The sequence below is a fragment of the Allobosea sp. 05T433 genome (assembly GCF_056396065.1).
In genome coordinates, this window is record NZ_JBFTKS010000040.1 from 25,277 (window position 1) to 40,810 (window position 15,534).

Genomic DNA, 15,534 nt, shown 5'->3' on the forward strand with positions numbered 1-15,534 from the left:
CGATGTCCGATCACAGCAATGCCTCCGAAATCGTCATCGTTGGCGGGGGCATTTACGGCACGAGCCTGGCCTATCAACTGGCGAGCGCCGGCAAGACAGTGACGCTCCTCGAGGCCGGCGAAATCGCCGGCGGCGCCTCCGGCGGACCGGGCGAGCGCGGCGTGCGCGCCAATGGCCGCGACCTGCGCGAATTGCCCATCTGCGCCGTCGCCCTGAAGCTTTGGGGCGACTATCAGGAGAGTTTCGAGGGCGGTGTCGGGTTCCGCCGCCTCGGTGGCCTGCAGGTCTACGACGTCTCGTATGGCCATCGCGAACACGAAGTGCTCGGGCGCATGGCGGCAAACGCCGCCGCACAGGCGCGGCTCGGTACGCCTTCGCAGGTCCTGACGCGCGATGAGGCGCTGGCTCGGGAACCCGAGCTCGCCCCCGGTATCATCGGCGCGATCTACTGCCCCAATGACGGCGTCGGCGACCACACATTCGCAACGCTGCAATTCGCAGCGCAGGCGACGAAGGCCGGAGCGGTGATCCGCACGGGCGCCAAGGTCGTCGAGATCCTGCATGCGCGCGGGGTCGCCACCGCCGTGAAGCTCGCCGACGGCGAGATAGTCCCGGTCGGAGAGCGGCTGGTGGTGGTCGCCAATGCCGGCGCGGAGACGCTGCTGAAGCCTGTTCTCAAGCCGCATGAGCTCGGGCCGGTCTGGAACCTCATGCCGCAGATGCACTACGTCTCGAACCCGTTGAAGAAGACGGTCAATCATCTTCTCTCGCACGCCCATCGGCGCCTCGCGGTCAAGCAACTCCCGGATGGAACGATCATGCTGTCGGGCGGCGCCCATGTCGCCCATACACCGGAGGGCCTCTGGAAAGGCTCGCTGAGTGCCATGACGCAGAACGTGACCGATGCGATCCTGACCCTGCCCTTCATCGACAACTCGACCTTCCTCAAGGCGGACGCGTCGCGGGTCGATACCGTCGCCGTCGACCACATTCCGCTGATCGGACAGGCGGAGGGCCTGGCCAACACCATCTATGGCTATGGCTGGTCCGGCCATGGCTTCGCGATCTCGCTGGGGTTCACCAAGTTCTTCACGGAATGGCTGATCTCCGGCGTGAAGCCAGAGGTCCTGGAGCCCTTCTCCCCGGCGCGGTTTCACAAGCCGGCCGCGATGCTTGCCGCCGCGCCGCTCGGCCGCGCCGCCGCCTGAACCACCATCCATCTGAAACCAGCGCCGACGGGTACAGCCTTGGCTTGCTGTCCCTGTCGGTCGGAAGGACACGGCTATGCTTCCTGAATTCGACGCGACCCGCCCCGGCAAGTTCAACTACGATCTCGGGCCGATCGCCGGTGCCCTCGACGGCGTCACCGGCGATTTCGTCTGCTGCATCAATAACGGCAAGGGCCCCTCCGTCCTGCTCTGCGGCGGCATCCATGGTGACGAATACGAGGCCCAGATCGTCCTGCGGCGACTTGCCGAGCGGCTCGAACCCGCTGACGTGACCGGGCGCGTGATCATCGTGCCGTCCCTCAATTTCCCCGCCTCACAGAAGGGCAAGCGCCTCTCGCCCATCGATGGGCAGAACATGAATCGCTTCTTCCCGGGCAAGGCCGACGGCACGCCAACCGAGCGGCTCTGCGCGTTCGCCGCAGAAGCGCTGATTCCGGTTGTCGATCTTCTGATCGACGTCCACGCCGGTGGCAGCGACGTTTCGGTCGTGCCCATGGTCTTCGGCTTCACCACGGCGAAAAGCGTCGTTGACGATGCTCGCCTGAACCGCCTGATGGAGGCATGGGGCTATCGTTTCGTGCAGCATGTCGACGGAATCGACGAAACTGCCTGCGGCGCCGCGAAACTCGCCGATCTGGCCTCCATCGAGGTCGAGGGTGGCGGCGGGCGCATGAAATCATCCGAGCTGATGATCATGGAAGACGGGCTGCTGCGCGCGCTTGCCGATTTCGGCGCGATCAAGCCGGTGCTGGAGCCCCTCCCCTTCGCCGGCGTGCATTTCACGGCCGGGCCGGAAGGCCAGTATCTGGCGTCGCGCGCGGGCCTCGTCGAACATCTCGTCGCGCTGGGTGACGAGGTCACGAAGGGCCAGCGCGTGGCGCTGCTGCATCCGACGGCAGGAGCGCGCAGCGCCCCGGAGGAGATCCTTAGTCCGATGCCGGGCTATGTGCTGCGCCAGACGGAGCACGCCTACGTGTCGGCTAAGCAGTTGATCGGCAATGTAGGTACTCCGATCAAAGGATAAGCCGACGTTCGGCCGGCAGGACGTAGCGGAGCGATCTGGCGGGCCGAGTGTTGTCGCCCGCCTCGCTTCGATCCGTTTGATCGAACGGAGCTTGCGCCCCATTTCGTCCTCAGCTGCACGCAGGAGGCCTTCAAGCTGATGAAGGACCAGAGCCCGCGCGGCGGTCGCATCATCAACAACGGCTCGATCTCGGCGCAAGGTGCCGCGCCCGAACTCGGCCGCTTATACCGCGACCAAGCACGCGATCAGCGGCCTGACCAAGACCGCATCGCTCGACGGCCGCAAATACGACATCGCGGTCGGCCAGGTCGATATCGGCAATGCACTGACCGAGATGGCCCAGAAGATGACGACCGGCGTGCCGCAGGCCGACGGCTCGATCAAGGTTGAGGGGGTGATGGATGTGGCGCATGTCGCCTCCACGGTTCTGCACATGGCGAGCCTGCCGATCGAGGCCAATGTGCTGTTCGTCACCGTGATGGCGAGCAAGGCGCCGCTGGTCGGGCGCGCCTGAGGCGGGGGAGCGCCACTGTGGGGTCCTGGCCGGCCTTGCCCCGCTTCGCGGCGTCGGGCTATTGCGCGACATATCCGCGTCTGGGACGAGCAGACTAGTTGTGAGCTCTCAATAGGTTGTCCATCCGGCAATGATGCCCTAGCGGCTTAATCGAAAAATCTTCTGCACCTGCCCTAACGGTCCCCACCGTGGTTGGAATATCGGGTGGCGTTGCCTATGGTGCTGAAGGAGACCCATTTTCATGAGCTACGTTCAGCGCGTCTTGCAGCCCAATGAACAGGTCCGGCACATCTCGTCCATTCATTGGATAGTGTACTGGCCCGGTATTGCGGTTGCACTCCTAGCGGCGGTCGCTTTCTGGCTCAGCGCTACGCAGTTCATGCCAGGATTCTGGCGGTATACGGGATACGCCCTCGCACTCGTTGCGGCGGTCCTCTTGATTCAGCAATGGTTCCACTCGTGGGTCACCGAGATCGCAGTCACCAACCGACGGGTCATCTACAAGAAAGGCCTCATCCAGCGGGAGACCACCGAGATGAACATGGACAAGGTCGAAAGCGTCCAGATCGATCAATCAATCTTGGGGCGCATGCTCGACTATGGCAACGTGACGATCCATGGCACCGGCGAAGGCTTCAAGACGCTCCGCATCATCGCCAACCCAATCGAGCTTCGAAACAGCATCACGGGAAACGACGCACAGGGCTAACCAGTGACGAATATGGGAAGCGTCGAACCGAGTTTGCTCAGGCAGCCGGCGTTTCCGAAAGCGGCGGGATCTATCGACGGATGAGGACGCGGCCATGCCGCCATGGAGGATCAGGGCAAGGTCTATCAGACGCGCGATGTGGAGCTTTTCGCGAGAGCCATTGAAGACCTCGCCGGCATCATTACCGGACAAGGACCCCTCCAGACGAGTTAGCCAAGGCTCCGCTCTTGACCGGATAATAGCAGCGAACACGCGGGCGCCATCGACCGATCTTCCGTCTTAATTACGGATCGAATTATCACTCGATGGCGCGACGGCACGCTTGTGAATCGCCTCGGTCCCCAATCGCGCCAGCCTTCTGATACGTTGCTATATATCGCAAAAATGGCGCTAATTGCGTTATTTCGCAATTTTTCCATTGACTCCTAACTATCATACGCTATATCGCAAAAATCGAAGGAATTTGCGAAATGTCGCAACGTAGCCACGAGGCTCGTCGCCGGTTAGGTGACCAGATTGAACGGTATCGCGAGCAACGTGGGTGGACCCTGCGCGAACTTTCGAAACGCGTCGGGCGCGACCCTGCTCGCCTGAGTGAAATCGAGAGCGGCAGGGCTAATCCATCCATCGACAACCTCGTCGACCTTGGAGAAGCCCTGGGTCTGGAAATCGTTCTCGTACCCCGTGAACGCTTAGCTGAGGCGCTCGGCTTGGCAGGGAACCCGGCGTCCGCATTACCGTCTGCCCCCCCCACGCCGTCGAGCCTATTAGACGAGCTTTTGATCGAGGGTGATGACGATCCCGAGGACGATGTTGGCCATGCCCCCCGTTGACACGCTGGAAGTCTATCTGCGCCCCGACGCACGGCGAGAGCTAAAAATTGGCATAATCGTTCGAGATCGGAGCCAGCGCATAACATCGTTCTTCCCCGACGATGCATATCTCGCCATGGGGCCGGTCCGCCCGCTCGTATCGTTGTCATGGACGGGGCAATCCGAGGAAGCCACGATGCAGCGGCTGACCAGGAGAGCGGACAAGCTCGGCACGAATGGCTACCTGCCACCCTTCTTCGACAATCTCCTGCCCGAAGGAGCGTTGCGTGAGCTAGTAGAGAAGGAACTCGGGCATGGCCGCACTGATCACTTCGACGTCCTTGCCCGCCTGGGAATGGACCTGCCCGGCGCTCTCACCGTGCACCGCGCCACCAAAGGCGGTTTCGTAGACGACGAATCTCCTGCAACAGACTCCCCTTGGCCTAGGGGCCCGTCCCTTCGTTTTTCGCTTGCCGGCGTTCAACTGAAATTCTCGATGAAAGCTCGAAACGACCGCCTGACGCTCCCGATGTTGGGTGAGGAGGTTGGGGACGTTATCCTCAAAGTACCACATAAGAAGTACCGCGACCTGCCGGAGATGGAGCATGCCGCGATGACAATGGTCGCCGCCACGGGGCGACGCGTGGCTCTGACTCGCCTCGTCCCCTCCTCCGCGGTGGAAGGCCTTCCAGAGGAATACCTGGAACACGGGTCGACCTGTCTTGCAGTGACCCGCTTCGACAGAGGGCCCAACGGCCTCCGCGTTCAGATGGAGGACTTTGCCCAGATTACCGGGGCTCTCGGAGATCAGAAATATACGCGGGCAAACGAAGAAACAGTCCTCAACATCGTCCGTCGGTTCGCGACCGACAGTCGAGGGGAGCTCGTGGAAGCCATCGGCCGTTCCGTATGTAACATGCTGATCGGGAACGGCGACGCGCACCTTAAAAATTGGTCGTTCCTCTACCCCGAGGGCGGTGAAATCGCGCTCAGCCCCACCTACGACGTCGTGCCCACCGTCGTGTTTGGCGACGCCGAACTCGCCTTGCCGTTCATGAGAACGAGTAACCCCGATTCGCTCACGCTCCGCCGTTTCGAACGCGCGGCGGACCTTCTTGAAGTCCCGTCGGGCGTGGTCATCCACGAAGTCAAAAGAACCGTAGAAAGCGCGTTCGCGACCTGGCCGGCGATCTTGAGGGAGATGATGCCTTCTGGTGCTGCCGAAGCGATCGTCAACAGAATCAACCGGCTTCCCTTCGTGAAAGAGCTTTTGCCGGACATGGATTTCTCCGTCGCCCCGACCGAGGACGCTACCGTGGGGGCGGGATCATAGGTTGACTATCGGTCCCGTTCGCACCGGTTCAGCAGGCCTCATGCAGGTGCACCTCCACGCGGCGGATGGGGCTGCTTCGCGGCGAACTGCAGAGTGCGTGAAAATATGGACAGGTCCCAGGGTCCATTGCAGCGTCGGTGCACCTTCGCCCCACGGACTGCTTCTTCGAGAAGGCGACGATGACGCCGTAGAAGAAGATCAGCAAGCCCGCAGCGAAGATGTAGGAGCCGATCGACGACCAGAAATGCCAGCCGGCGAAGGCATCCAGATAGTCCACGTCAAGGCCAAGGAAATGCTGCGGGAAGAACAGCAGGTTGGCGCCGAAAAAAATGCGACCCAGAAGTGCCGCCTGCGGAGCGACCAGTCCTCGACCGTGGCCCGACGCGCGATGAGCGACCACCGCTGATCCATGTCGCGGAAAATGGAGGACACCACCCCGCCGACCACCCGCTGGAGCAACGGGCGCAATCACCTTGGCTCCCAATTAGCGACATCGACGCTTAGGCTTTCAATGGCTGAACCAATTGTAGAGACACAAAGCGACGTAAGCGATGAGCATAAGCCACGCGATGACGACTATAAACAATACTGAGGCAAATGAGCCCCCTCGAACGCGAGGTGAATATTCATTGAAGCGCTTCTGACCCCCGTTCGCCGTTGTGGTCTCAACAGCACTCAACAGCCTCAAACGGGCGGTCATGCCGGTCGATTGCTGTCATTGGGGCTCTCCGTTCCGCTCCGGGCAAACCCGTCAGGCTGCTCGCACGGGTTTCATGCAGCAGCAATGTCGCCGTGCACGTTATCGAAAAAAGGCGAGCAAAATGATTATCGGCAGGGGAATTCCCAACATCCAAAGAAGTATGCCGCGACCCATGGCCTGTCCTCCTGTTTGTCCAGCTTGAACCAACGACAAGCAGGAGTGTTCCCGGGCACGTCGGTCCCGCCTGGAACTATTTGGCTCCGCCGTCTGTTCATCCCACGTCACATATGTGGCGGTGCATCGGGAGAGTCTCATGAACGGCGTCATCTACATCGTTGGCCTCATCGTGGTCGTGTTGGCCATTCTTTCATTCCTTGGTCTTCGGTAGGAGGCTGCATCATGTCCGTGAGCACACCCAACGTGGTCGTCGTTCCCCCTCCCGCCCTAAGGGGTGCCTCCACCGGCTCCTATCTTGAATGGAGCGCCATCTTTGGCGGTGCGGTGCTCTCCGCGGCCATCACTACGGTCATGGCAGCTTTTGGCTCTGCTATTGGCCTGTCCCTGGTGTCCGCGGACACCGCGCGCTCTTCGGGCCTGACAGCCTTGACCATCGCCGCAGGCCTGTGGGCCATCTGGATCACAGTCTCGGCCTGCAGCGCGGGCGGATATCTTGCCGGGCGTATGCGTCGGCCGGTTACCGACGCCAGCGACCACGAGCGCCATGTTCGCGACGGTGCTCATGGCTTGGTCGTTTGGGCTGCCGGGGCGTTGATCGTAGCGATGGTCGCCAGTTCGTCGCTGCTGGGTGCTGCCAAAACAACTGCGACCGGTGTGGCTGCCGCAACTGGCGGAGCCGCCGCTCTTATCAGTCAGCAGGCGGACCCGCTGGGTTCGGCCTTGGACTCTGTCATGAGGTCAAACGGCACCACGCCGCCGACTGCCAGTGAACGCGAGGAGGCGTCCCGGATCTTCATGACCGGAATCAGATCGGGAAAGCTCGATCAAGTTGACCGCGACTACATTGCGACGCGCGTCGCTGCACGGATGAACATTCCTCAGCCCGAGGCTCAGAAGAAGGTCGATGACGCCTTCGCAAAACTGGAGCAGGCGAAGGAGACCGCAAAGCAAGCCGCGGAGCGCGCTCGGAAGGCTGCAGTGATTACCGCATTTATGACCGCAGCAGTGCTTTTGTTGGGGGCGGCGGCAGCTTGGATCGCAGCCCAACTTGGCGGCAAGCACCGCGACGAGGAAATGGATCTCGGATCGCTGTTCGGGCGGCGATGATGGAAATCGGAGGGGCTCGCACGGGCCCCTCCACACCTGCCGATACGCAAAGAAGCAAAGACGACGTCTTTCAGCCGCCGCTGCTCCGTTGCGAACTGGAACTTTGCCGAGGGCGGGGCCGTTAAGCCGGCATGGCCCAATACTTTTTCGACATCGAGATCAATACGGCTGGTCGTCGACGGCGAAGGCATCGACCTCGAGGACCACGCCGCCGCCCGCCTTTCGGCCCTTTCAAGCCTCGGCGACATCATCTCAGAGCGTGTCCAGTCCAGCGACGATCTCAGCATCGACGTGAGAATACGCTACGCCGATGGCACTCCGATCTTTGCGGCGACGCTCATTTTGAACAGCCGGTGGCTCACTCCAGCGCCCCCGATCCCGATCCGGAACGCTGTCCCCGGCAAATCTGAAGAGTGAAGCAATTCGGAGGCACGGGCCCGACACAAATAAGGCCCGCGCACCATTCGGAGCAGCGGGCCAGGTCATGTCCTGGTTTAACCCCCCAGCACGCTAGGTTCCCGCGCCGGCCGGGTCCGGTCACTTTGCGAAGCGGCCCTCGTACTTGAACTGCGGCGCCGACTTGAGCTGTTCCTTGGTCGCGTTGATCCGCGCATTCCATTTCTTGTCGGTCTGATTCCAGGTGACGGTGAGCGCACTCGGGCTGACGGCAACATAGTGAATGCCCACTGTTCCTCATGCGCATTCGCGGAGCTCCGTGTTCGAACGATTCCCGCGCGGAACAAGGACGATACTCTGGGGTTTTGAAAGCGGCCGGGGAGGACACTCATGATGGAGGACGTCCATGACCTAATTCTCACCACGTTGAGCTGCTGCACTTGCGAGTTCGGCCGTGCTGGCACAGACCACCACAACTACGACGATCACCACGGAACAATCAGGCAAGATCAAATCCTACTTCATGAAAGAGAAGCTCTAATCCGTGAAGGTTCAGGAAACTGTGGCGGTCGGCGCCACGCTTCCGGCAACGGTCGAACTGTACACATTCCCTTCGGATGTTGGTGTGACGCAGTATCGTTATACGATGGTCAATGACCGCGCTGTGCTGGTCGAGCCCAGCTCGCGTAAGATCATCCAGATCATCGAGTAAGCGCCCACCGCGGCCCTGGCGATGTTGCGTTAGGGCGGCGCTGGCTAGCCGCTCGCCACGGCGAATGCACTCCGAGAACCTTATCCCGTTCCAGATGATCATGACGGCCATTTAAGACTTCTGCGCGGGACCGCGGTCACGTGGATCTCAAGAGTGGCCGCGGCCCACGATCACCTCGCGGCCGTAACCCCCAAAACCAATCCGGTGGCCGCGGCCCAGGCCATCACACGAAGCGGACGCGCCCAAATCTCGTCCTCAAGCCTTTCCTGAAATTCCCCCACTCGCTCAAATGCAGCCGCTGCCTCCGATCGGTATCGACGCCGATCGTCTTCTGAAAGGGCCTCAGCGCGCTGTGACATCTTGATGAAGCCGGTGGAGAAAGGCGCGGTGGCGATGAATCATTCCCCGGCGCTGGATCCTGTCCAACTCCGGTAGTCGAGCCGATGTTCCGCTTTTGGGCGCTCCTTCTTGGCCCTCGGTTCCGCACGCCGGCGGGATTGGGAAAGGAACCAAAGCGGTGCGGCGCCGTTTTCTTGGGCACTGCGGCACCGCCGCTTCCCTTGGGAGAGCCACCATGAAAAAGCTCATCATAGTTTCCCTGATCGCCACCACGACCTCCTTTGGGGCCATGGCGCAAACCTCGACCACATCCCCCGCACCGGCTCCCGCTCCGGCCGACGCGAACGCCCCGCTGCCGGGCGCCAACAGCTTCACTGAAGGCCAGGCCAAGAGCCGTCTCGAAGCCAACGGCTACACAAACGTCACCGGCCTGAAAAAGGACGACAACGGCGTCTGGAAGGGCACGGCGACGAACGCCGGCGCTCAAGTGAATGTTTCGGTCGATTATCGCGGCAACATCACTCGCAACTGATCGACACCTCTCGCACCCCGACTTCTGGAGGCAACCATGACCCGTACGATCACTCGTTCATACGACACCTACGATCAGGCCGCTGCGGCGGTCGAGAAGCTTGAACAGGCCGGCATCACGTCGTCGGAGATCAGTGTCATCGGCCGCGATGAGCGCGCCAAGGACAGTAACGCCGCCGAGGGGGCTGGCATCGGCGCAGGCATCGGGGGGGCGGCCGGCCTTCTCGCCGGGGTGGGCCTTCTAGCAATCCCGGGCATTGGTCCTGTCGTCGCCGCTGGCTGGCTGGCGTCGACCGCGGCGGGCGCTGTCGCGGGAGCAGCGGCGGGTGGCCTCGTCGGATCGTTCACCAGTGCAGGTGTAGATGAGGACGAGGCCCATTATTATGCGGAGACGGTTCGTCGCGGCGGCACGGTTGTTTCCGTCAGGGCGGTCGACGAGCAGGCCGCTACGGTCGAGGCCATCCTGGATGGTGCGACCCCGATCGATCGCGAGAGCCGTGTGGCCCAGTACCGTCGCGAAGGCTGGACCCGCTTCGACGAAACAGCGGATCCGTATGTGCGCGGCCAGGCCGGCATCTGACGCCACGCGCCGCTGCCGTGGGGCTCGCCGCGCGGCAGCGGCGCGTTGGTGATGCAAGGCCGTCCCTAGATGGTCGCCACTGGCGTCGCGGTGGACGAACACCATTTGGAAATAAAGAGAGGTGTTCCATGGCAAGTGGTTGGGCTCCCGACGGAGCCGTTCAGGACCAGATCGACGACTCGATAACCGATGCCGTCCGGCTTGCGCGGTCACGGCTTCCGACCGGACCTGGCGAGATTTATTGCCAGGTGTGCGGAGAGGAAATCGCGGAGGCGCGGCGTCGCGCGATGCCTGGCGCCCGTACCTGCGTGGATTGCCAGTCAGGCCTCGACCGTCCCAGAGCGATGTCCGGCATCAACCGCCGGGGCAGCAAGGACAGCCAATTGAAATGACCGCATGCGGTTGCTCCGATCGCGATTAGGCTGTCATCTTCACCTGTGAGCGCCGCCGCCTCCTGCTGCCCCCGGAACACTCCGCCCCGGTCTCTCCCCGCACGATCTGACGCCGCACAAATGCATCAACTACCGCCCGACGGGCTCCGGTGGCCTATTGCCTGGGAATTCGAGAAGGAGGGGCAGGATCTGTCCATGCGCGTGGCGGGCTTGTGTTCAGCGATGCCGACCTCATTCTGGATCCTCGAGCAGGCTTGGCTGACGCGGATCTGGCGGCCTGCTGACGACCCCGCTCCTTAGAGCGGAGAAGCCTGGCCCGGTACGCAGGATACGACGCGCGCACACAACGGCCACTCCAGCGCAGAGAACGCGGCCCCCCGCAAGATTCGTTCCGCGATACGGGACGCAAAAGAGGTCCGCCAGCCATCGGTCAGCTCTACGGAATCGCGAGGTCACTCACTCACCCGATGTCCCCTCCGCCTTTGGCTCGCCGGGTTTTGCTGCCCGACAATAAGGGCGGCTAGTGCCGCGAGAGCGACCTGCTTCTTTGACCCTTTTGGATGAACCTCTCGAACAGCGCGATACAGTGCGGCAGGACTGCTAGAGTCGCCCGCAACGCGGTTCAGAATGTCAGCCATTTTCCGGACCGCCTGAGTCCCCAGGCATGACAATTGTCCTCCCAAAGCACTGGACTTGGCACCTCGACCACCCAAGATGACCCGCCCGGGCCGCCCCCTGTTCACCCGGCAAAGGAACACGCCACTCGGCTCCAGAGTTAGAATTTTACGTGAGTTCAAATGGGGCTGACGAGGACAGGACACATGTCATCAGAGCCGGGGACTCCCCCGTCGAACCCGCCTGCCTGGACCGGGCGTCGTCTAATTACGTTACCGAGCAACCAACGCACTGTAGCTTTAGATCTGCTCGACCGTCTCGGATGCGGCTATCTCGTGGTCGAGGGCCAGCGCATCATCGAGGCCAACACCGCCGCCAGCCTGATCCTTGGCTGCCAGCGCGATGCGGCCCTCGATCTTCACCACCTGATGAGTGCGTTCCGACGCCTGATCGAGCGGGCTCCTAAAGCTCGGGCCGTTGAGCTGGATTGTCATATGGAACAAGGACGATGCGCCGTTTCCTGAACCAGGCTGCTGACTTCGTACCGCCGGCATCAACGTAGTCATGCTGGTCGATCTCCACGCTCGCCTGCAGCCGAATCCGTTCATGCTTCGGCGCCTGTTCGGCCTGACTGCGGCCGAGACCCGGCTTGCTCTTCAATTGGCGCGCGGTGACCAGCTCGCCGATGTCGCCCGAAAGTCGGAGGTAAGCCTCTGTACCATTCGCAGCCAGCTCGGCACGGTGTTCGGGAAAACCAATACTAGGCGTCAGGCGGAGCTCGTGACGTTGCTTACTCGGCTGGCGATCCTGCCTTGAGAGGGCCCCGGCCCGGTCCGGGGGAGCCCGGGGCCATGGCCACCCGAGATGCGGCGCAGTGGGCACACGCTCAGTGCAGGCCTGGCAAAGCGGCCGTTGCCATCTCTTTCTCCACGGCGATGAAGGCGTGGGCGAAGTCCTCGGTCGGGAACCGGATCAACAGGGCTGTATCACCGACGTTGAGTGGCACCACCTCATAGGGGATTTCCCACTCGCTCAGCCAATCCTCCATCGCCTGGAGCCGAGATAGAAATCGCAACGCGGTCAATGGCATGACAACGTGATAAATCCACGTGTTTGAGCCATGGCTTTTGCCCATCGCCTGATCCGAAGCGATATGAAGGCCCCGCCGCTTCGCAACGGCAGGGCCCCAGGCTGTGAGGGTTGCGGCCGTGGAGTTGTCAATCGCTCAACGCCCTCACGCCACTAAAACGGACGGTGGCCCAGCGTGTTCCTAAGGACAGGACAAGAAACAAAAAAGCCCGCGGCGTCCGCTGCGGGCCAGTTGTAAGGGCAAAGAGCTTCGCCGTGCGGGGGATTGCATGCGGGCTCCGACCCGGTGGTGCCGCCCGGAGAATCTGATCGCGGCGTCACCACTAAGCGTGAAACGCCCGACGAGGCCTTTAGTTCCGCGGCCGTCCACTTGTCAGGGCTCGTGGAACCGTGGGGCAGCCAGGTCCGCCAACGCAGCCTGACTACCCGATAAGGCGGCCACACTCCCGCGCCGCCTCCTCGAACGCCTCCCGCGCCTCATCAACGGTCCCGGCACCATTCAGCACTGCCGTGCAGGCGCGCACTGCGTCTTGCCACGTCGGCCCCGCTCCAATCGCTTTCCAGGCTAGCAACAGCTCAGCGGCTTGCTCGACGTCGGTGATAGAATAGCCCACTCCGGGCCGGTCGGCTTGAACGACAACGGGTGGGCTGAACCAGTGCATCGGCATGGCACATTCCCGTCCTCCTGATCGCCAGAACGCAAAAAGGCGCCCGGCAGTTCCCTGAGGAGCTGGCGGGCAAAGCGTTCAGCAGAGACGGCTTGATCAGGCTGGTTGCAGCGCTCGAGGAATGGCTCACCACCATCCGTACACGGGCAGATTGGTGGAGTTTCTCCCTAAATGCGCGCCTACTGCCAAGCTGCCTTCATCTTAGCCTGGTCAGATAATTTCGCGGTGTGAGGCGCCGATGTTCACCGGGAAAGGTGTGTTGGTTGATAAGGCTGGAATGCGCTTGATGGTAACCTATCAGTATGTCGCCATCGGAGAGTGTGGGCGCGCCGGCCGCCTCTATAGCGAACCGATCGAAGCAGGCCCTTTTGTCTTTGACCAAACCTTCGATCTCGAATGCGAGGACGGGGTTGCGATGATCGTTGTTGTCACGCAAGTTTCGGGGCGCCGATGGGTGTTTTTTGGCCGGGAACCGGGCAAGAATCCTCCGCCGGCCTCGTCCAATTGAGCGTCGAACAGCTGACCCGGTTGTCCTAAGGAAACGGCGGAACAGGTAGAGCCGAATCCACCGGCGGGCGCGGCGCTCGAGGATTGTCTCATCGCCAAATACCGGGATTAGCGGGCACTACTCGTCAAGGCGAAGGACGTTGTCAGCATCGGAGATGTCGCGTAGCCCCTTTTAGGACGCGTGCCGCAGTTTTTGGTCCGTGGTCCAGCCGCGGAATTCGATCTCAGCCACCAGTGACGGCGTCACCCAGCGCGTCCCTTTTCTTGTCAGTTTCAGCGCGGGCTTCGATCAGGAGGGCGTCGAGCTGCTTTCGCAGCGCAGTAGCCGAGCGATCGGTGAACCCGGTCCCTACGCCGCCGACATAGGTCAGCCGGTTGTTCTTCCAGGCCGCGAGCAGCAGCCGCCCGATACCGCCCAATGCCGCCGACGATGGCTCATAGCCGATGATGAAGAACCCTTCCGATTGGATGCACTTGATCTTGAGCCATTCGCCGCCCCGGCCGGATCGATAGGGCGCATCGCGCCGCTTCGGATGATGCCCTCGAGGCCCATCTTGCAGGCGAGCGCCAGGAAGGCGTCGCCTTCGGCGTCGACGTCCGCGCTGAAAAAGGATCGAGGTATGGGGCTTTATGATGCCGGGGAGCATCTCGCGCCGCTCCTCACACGCCAGCGGACGAAGATCGTGACCATTGAGATAGAGCAAATCGAAAGCGTACAGGAGCGCTCCGGCGGCAGATCGCTTGCCGCCCCGGCCCCCGAGAGCTTGCTGCAAGGCGCCCGAAGTCGGAAGCACCGCGTTCGTCGAGCACGACGGCCTCACCGTCGAGGATGGCGCTATCCGGCCCGAGATCCAGAACATCACCTGGGATCGTCGGGAACCGGTTCGTCCAGTCATGACCGTCGCCGGCGGGCGGCTTGGAAGCCAGGAGAGCCAGGCAGGGCTTAATCCGATCAGGCATGGCGTCGAAGCGGAGCTTCCGCTGGCGCGCATCGCGCGCCTTGTTGACAGGGCCACGGACTATCTCGACTCCAGGGCCGACACGCAGGATACGACGCGCACACACAACTGATACTCCAACGCAGGCACGAGGTTCGCCCCGCCGTTCCGGGGGGAATAGCGGCGGGGCTCCCCAGGCCGTGACGGCGCCGGATGTGAACAACGCCACCACGCAGTAGCGAACCGCTGTCGAAACCAGCAGTTCCGGGCGGCGACTACTATTTCACTCGCTCAAGATTCTCCCGGTCCTTTCGACGCGGTCTCATCGAAACGTTGGACAGCAAGTACTGCCAAATCGACGCTTGGGTCCGCCCTCCACAACTCGGCGATGATTGACGCCAGACGCTCGCGTTGGACGGGCTCGCTGAGCGGGTCGACCCTTGCTGCAATCTCGCTCCAAGCTTCATCAAAAGCCACGGCGATCCGAGCGAATTCCTCTGGCGTGGCGACGATAGAACGGAACGGCATCGCAATCCCCCTGCGATGCTCACAGTTTATAATCCATCAAAAGAACGCAAGGACGAATTGGCCAGCCGGAGGCCCCGCCGTATGGCAGCGGCGGAGCCCGAGGCCGTGCGGGCGGTGGAGAGTGGTGGCCGGCACGCAGAGAAAACAAACTTGCCCCTCGGCTGTTCCGTCGACGAGGAACAAAAAAAGGACCCGCAGCGTCCTCACACAGCGGGCCAGTTCACCACCCCTCTTGGGCTGAGGTATGAAATGTGTAGTCCCGAAATCTGATGGTGCATCATCGATCCTGAGTCGTCAGGAGGAGGATGCATTATGGGAAGCGTTCTTCATGGCAGCGCCCGCACGACGGCGCGTGTTCGAGYCGAGCTCCAAGGGTCGAAAGAGAGCAGCCGGGCCCTTGCCGTCCGCTACGGCTTGAATCCGAAGACTGTGCTCAAGTGGCGCAAAAGGACCACCACATCCGATGCGCCCATGGGACCGAAGGACCCTCGAAGTACGGTGCTGACGCCGGCCGAGGAAGCCATCGTCGTGGCCTTCCGGCAGAAGACACTGCTGCCGCTGGACGACGTGCTGGGTTGCCTGAAGGACACCATCCCCGGCCTCAGCCGCAGCGCCCTGCACCGTTGCCTCCAAC

General features: G+C 62.1%; 20 protein-coding genes and 3 pseudogenes. 16 read left to right on the forward strand and 7 right to left on the reverse strand.

What is annotated here, in order from left to right:
- Positions 1–2: 2 nt before the first annotated feature.
- The 6 genes and pseudogenes from AC1DGP_RS31785 to AC1DGP_RS31810 all read left to right on the forward strand — a co-directional run bounded on the left by AC1DGP_RS31785 (position 3) and on the right by AC1DGP_RS31810 (position 5,621).
- Complete coding sequence (locus tag AC1DGP_RS31785; protein ID WP_476833013.1) at positions 3–1,208, forward strand: NAD(P)/FAD-dependent oxidoreductase; 1,206 nt, start codon at positions 3–5, stop codon at positions 1,206–1,208.
- Between the two features lie 76 nt (positions 1,209–1,284).
- Positions 1,285–2,253, forward strand: coding sequence for a M14 family metallopeptidase (locus AC1DGP_RS31790; protein ID WP_476833014.1), 969 nt, complete (start codon positions 1,285–1,287; stop codon positions 2,251–2,253).
- Positions 2,254–2,367: 114 nt separating this feature from the next.
- Positions 2,368–2,767, forward strand: a pseudogene (locus tag AC1DGP_RS31795) (SDR family oxidoreductase); the annotation flags it as partial.
- A 241-nt stretch (positions 2,768–3,008) separates the two neighbouring features.
- The gene (locus AC1DGP_RS31800; RefSeq protein WP_476833015.1) at positions 3,009–3,476 is read left to right on the forward strand and encodes a PH domain-containing protein; all 468 of its coding nucleotides are present in this window, start codon (positions 3,009–3,011) and stop codon (positions 3,474–3,476) included.
- 470 nt (positions 3,477–3,946) lie between these two features.
- Positions 3,947–4,309 carry a helix-turn-helix domain-containing protein gene (locus tag AC1DGP_RS31805; protein WP_476833016.1) on the forward strand — a complete coding sequence of 121 codons (363 nt, stop codon included), beginning with the start codon at positions 3,947–3,949 and terminating at the stop codon, positions 4,307–4,309.
- Positions 4,296–5,621, forward strand: coding sequence for a type II toxin-antitoxin system HipA family toxin (locus tag AC1DGP_RS31810; protein ID WP_476833017.1), 1,326 nt, complete (start codon positions 4,296–4,298; stop codon positions 5,619–5,621). The genes AC1DGP_RS31805 and AC1DGP_RS31810 overlap by 14 nt, the downstream gene beginning before the upstream one ends.
- Before the next feature lie 117 nt (positions 5,622–5,738).
- Here the strand turns inward: AC1DGP_RS31810 and AC1DGP_RS31815 are convergent.
- Positions 5,739–5,966, reverse strand: a pseudogene (locus tag AC1DGP_RS31815) (cytochrome c oxidase subunit I); the annotation flags it as partial.
- 754 nt (positions 5,967–6,720) lie between these two features.
- On the opposite strand from AC1DGP_RS31815, the gene AC1DGP_RS31820 reads away from it, so the two are divergent.
- Both AC1DGP_RS31820 and AC1DGP_RS31825 read left to right on the forward strand, forming a co-directional pair.
- Positions 6,721–7,605 carry a hypothetical protein gene (locus tag AC1DGP_RS31820; RefSeq protein ID WP_476833018.1) on the forward strand — a complete coding sequence of 295 codons (885 nt, stop codon included), beginning with the start codon at positions 6,721–6,723 and terminating at the stop codon, positions 7,603–7,605.
- Between the two features lie 168 nt (positions 7,606–7,773).
- Positions 7,774–8,022: a DUF6894 family protein gene (locus tag AC1DGP_RS31825; protein ID WP_476833027.1), complete on the forward strand. Its 249-nt coding sequence runs from the start codon at positions 7,774–7,776 to the stop codon at positions 8,020–8,022.
- 120 nt (positions 8,023–8,142) lie between these two features.
- On the opposite strand, the gene AC1DGP_RS31830 is transcribed toward AC1DGP_RS31825, so the two are convergent.
- Positions 8,143–8,292 carry a hypothetical protein gene (locus tag AC1DGP_RS31830; RefSeq protein ID WP_476833019.1) on the reverse strand — a complete coding sequence of 50 codons (150 nt, stop codon included), beginning with the start codon at positions 8,290–8,292 and terminating at the stop codon, positions 8,143–8,145.
- A gap of 253 nt (positions 8,293–8,545) precedes the next feature.
- Between AC1DGP_RS31830 and AC1DGP_RS31835 the strand changes: the two genes are divergently transcribed.
- The 4 genes from AC1DGP_RS31835 (at position 8,546) to AC1DGP_RS31850 (ending at position 10,555) form a co-directional block, all read left to right on the forward strand.
- Positions 8,546–8,713 (forward strand): DUF1236 domain-containing protein, encoded by a 168-nt coding sequence (locus AC1DGP_RS31835; protein ID WP_476833020.1) that lies wholly within the window; start codon positions 8,546–8,548, stop codon positions 8,711–8,713.
- A 574-nt stretch (positions 8,714–9,287) separates the two neighbouring features.
- A complete protein-coding gene (locus AC1DGP_RS31840; RefSeq protein ID WP_441493861.1) occupies positions 9,288–9,584 on the forward strand; it encodes a PepSY domain-containing protein in 297 nt (98 codons plus the stop codon).
- A gap of 36 nt (positions 9,585–9,620) precedes the next feature.
- On the forward strand, positions 9,621–10,163 hold the full coding sequence (locus AC1DGP_RS31845; RefSeq protein ID WP_441493860.1) for a general stress protein: 543 nt from the start codon (positions 9,621–9,623) through the stop codon (positions 10,161–10,163).
- 128 nt (positions 10,164–10,291) lie between these two features.
- A complete protein-coding gene (locus AC1DGP_RS31850; RefSeq protein ID WP_476824007.1) occupies positions 10,292–10,555 on the forward strand; it encodes a DksA/TraR family C4-type zinc finger protein in 264 nt (87 codons plus the stop codon).
- A 914-nt stretch (positions 10,556–11,469) separates the two neighbouring features.
- Here AC1DGP_RS31850 and AC1DGP_RS31855 read toward each other — a convergent pair.
- Positions 11,470–11,673 carry a hypothetical protein gene (locus tag AC1DGP_RS31855; protein WP_476833021.1) on the reverse strand — a complete coding sequence of 68 codons (204 nt, stop codon included), beginning with the start codon at positions 11,671–11,673 and terminating at the stop codon, positions 11,470–11,472.
- A gap of 103 nt (positions 11,674–11,776) precedes the next feature.
- On the opposite strand from AC1DGP_RS31855, the gene AC1DGP_RS31860 reads away from it, so the two are divergent.
- Positions 11,777–11,986 carry a helix-turn-helix transcriptional regulator gene (locus tag AC1DGP_RS31860; protein WP_476833022.1) on the forward strand — a complete coding sequence of 70 codons (210 nt, stop codon included), beginning with the start codon at positions 11,777–11,779 and terminating at the stop codon, positions 11,984–11,986.
- Positions 11,987–12,056: 70 nt separating this feature from the next.
- On the opposite strand, the gene AC1DGP_RS31865 is transcribed toward AC1DGP_RS31860, so the two are convergent.
- Entirely contained in the window at positions 12,057–12,305 is a 249-nt protein-coding gene (locus tag AC1DGP_RS31865) for a hypothetical protein (RefSeq protein WP_476833023.1), read from the reverse strand.
- Between the two features lie 376 nt (positions 12,306–12,681).
- Positions 12,682–12,927, reverse strand: a complete 246-nt coding sequence (locus AC1DGP_RS31870) for a DUF982 domain-containing protein (RefSeq protein WP_476833024.1) — start codon at positions 12,925–12,927, stop codon at positions 12,682–12,684.
- A 238-nt stretch (positions 12,928–13,165) separates the two neighbouring features.
- On the opposite strand from AC1DGP_RS31870, the gene AC1DGP_RS31875 reads away from it, so the two are divergent.
- A complete protein-coding gene (locus tag AC1DGP_RS31875; RefSeq protein ID WP_441493866.1) occupies positions 13,166–13,435 on the forward strand; it encodes a hypothetical protein in 270 nt (89 codons plus the stop codon).
- A gap of 171 nt (positions 13,436–13,606) precedes the next feature.
- Here the strand turns inward: AC1DGP_RS31875 and AC1DGP_RS31880 are convergent, their stop codons facing one another.
- A complete protein-coding gene (locus AC1DGP_RS31880; RefSeq protein WP_476833028.1) occupies positions 13,607–13,681 on the reverse strand; it encodes a hypothetical protein in 75 nt (24 codons plus the stop codon).
- Complete coding sequence (locus AC1DGP_RS31885) at positions 13,659–14,294, reverse strand: ATP dependent DNA ligase (protein WP_476833025.1); 636 nt, start codon at positions 14,292–14,294, stop codon at positions 13,659–13,661. Before AC1DGP_RS31885 ends, AC1DGP_RS31880 begins: the two co-directional genes overlap by 23 nt.
- A 34-nt stretch (positions 14,295–14,328) precedes the next feature.
- On the opposite strand from AC1DGP_RS31885, the gene AC1DGP_RS31890 reads away from it, so the two are divergent.
- Both AC1DGP_RS31890 and AC1DGP_RS31895 read left to right on the forward strand, forming a co-directional pair.
- Positions 14,329–14,505 (forward strand): hypothetical protein, encoded by a 177-nt coding sequence (locus tag AC1DGP_RS31890; protein ID WP_476833026.1) that lies wholly within the window; start codon positions 14,329–14,331, stop codon positions 14,503–14,505.
- 707 nt (positions 14,506–15,212) lie between these two features.
- Positions 15,213–15,534, forward strand: a pseudogene (locus AC1DGP_RS31895) (IS481 family transposase); the annotation flags it as partial.

What these genes read in the sequence shown, in the direction of transcription:
- AC1DGP_RS31785 (WP_476833013.1), top strand. Translation starts at nt 3, where the DNA reads ATGTCCGATCACAGCAATGCCTCCGAAATCGTCATCGTTGGCGGGGGC.
- AC1DGP_RS31790 (WP_476833014.1), top strand. Translation starts at nt 1,285, where the DNA reads ATGCTTCCTGAATTCGACGCGACCCGCCCCGGCAAGTTCAACTACGAT.
- AC1DGP_RS31800 (WP_476833015.1), top strand. Translation starts at nt 3,009, where the DNA reads ATGAGCTACGTTCAGCGCGTCTTGCAGCCCAATGAACAGGTCCGGCAC.
- AC1DGP_RS31805 (WP_476833016.1), top strand. Translation starts at nt 3,947, where the DNA reads ATGTCGCAACGTAGCCACGAGGCTCGTCGCCGGTTAGGTGACCAGATT.
- AC1DGP_RS31810 (WP_476833017.1), top strand. Translation starts at nt 4,296, where the DNA reads ATGCCCCCCGTTGACACGCTGGAAGTCTATCTGCGCCCCGACGCACGG.
- AC1DGP_RS31820 (WP_476833018.1), top strand. Translation starts at nt 6,721, where the DNA reads ATGTCCGTGAGCACACCCAACGTGGTCGTCGTTCCCCCTCCCGCCCTA.
- AC1DGP_RS31840 (WP_441493861.1), top strand. Translation starts at nt 9,288, where the DNA reads ATGAAAAAGCTCATCATAGTTTCCCTGATCGCCACCACGACCTCCTTT.
- AC1DGP_RS31845 (WP_441493860.1), top strand. Translation starts at nt 9,621, where the DNA reads ATGACCCGTACGATCACTCGTTCATACGACACCTACGATCAGGCCGCT.
- AC1DGP_RS31850 (WP_476824007.1), top strand. Translation starts at nt 10,292, where the DNA reads ATGGCAAGTGGTTGGGCTCCCGACGGAGCCGTTCAGGACCAGATCGAC.
- AC1DGP_RS31860 (WP_476833022.1), top strand. Translation starts at nt 11,777, where the DNA reads ATGCTTCGGCGCCTGTTCGGCCTGACTGCGGCCGAGACCCGGCTTGCT.
- AC1DGP_RS31865 (WP_476833023.1), bottom strand. Translation starts at nt 12,305, where the DNA reads ATGGGCAAAAGCCATGGCTCAAACACGTGGATTTATCACGTTGTCATG.
- AC1DGP_RS31870 (WP_476833024.1), bottom strand. Translation starts at nt 12,927, where the DNA reads ATGCCGATGCACTGGTTCAGCCCACCCGTTGTCGTTCAAGCCGACCGG.
- AC1DGP_RS31875 (WP_441493866.1), top strand. Translation starts at nt 13,166, where the DNA reads ATGTTCACCGGGAAAGGTGTGTTGGTTGATAAGGCTGGAATGCGCTTG.
- AC1DGP_RS31885 (WP_476833025.1), bottom strand. Translation starts at nt 14,294, where the DNA reads ATGTTCTGGATCTCGGGCCGGATAGCGCCATCCTCGACGGTGAGGCCG.
- AC1DGP_RS31890 (WP_476833026.1), top strand. Translation starts at nt 14,329, where the DNA reads ATGACCGTCGCCGGCGGGCGGCTTGGAAGCCAGGAGAGCCAGGCAGGG.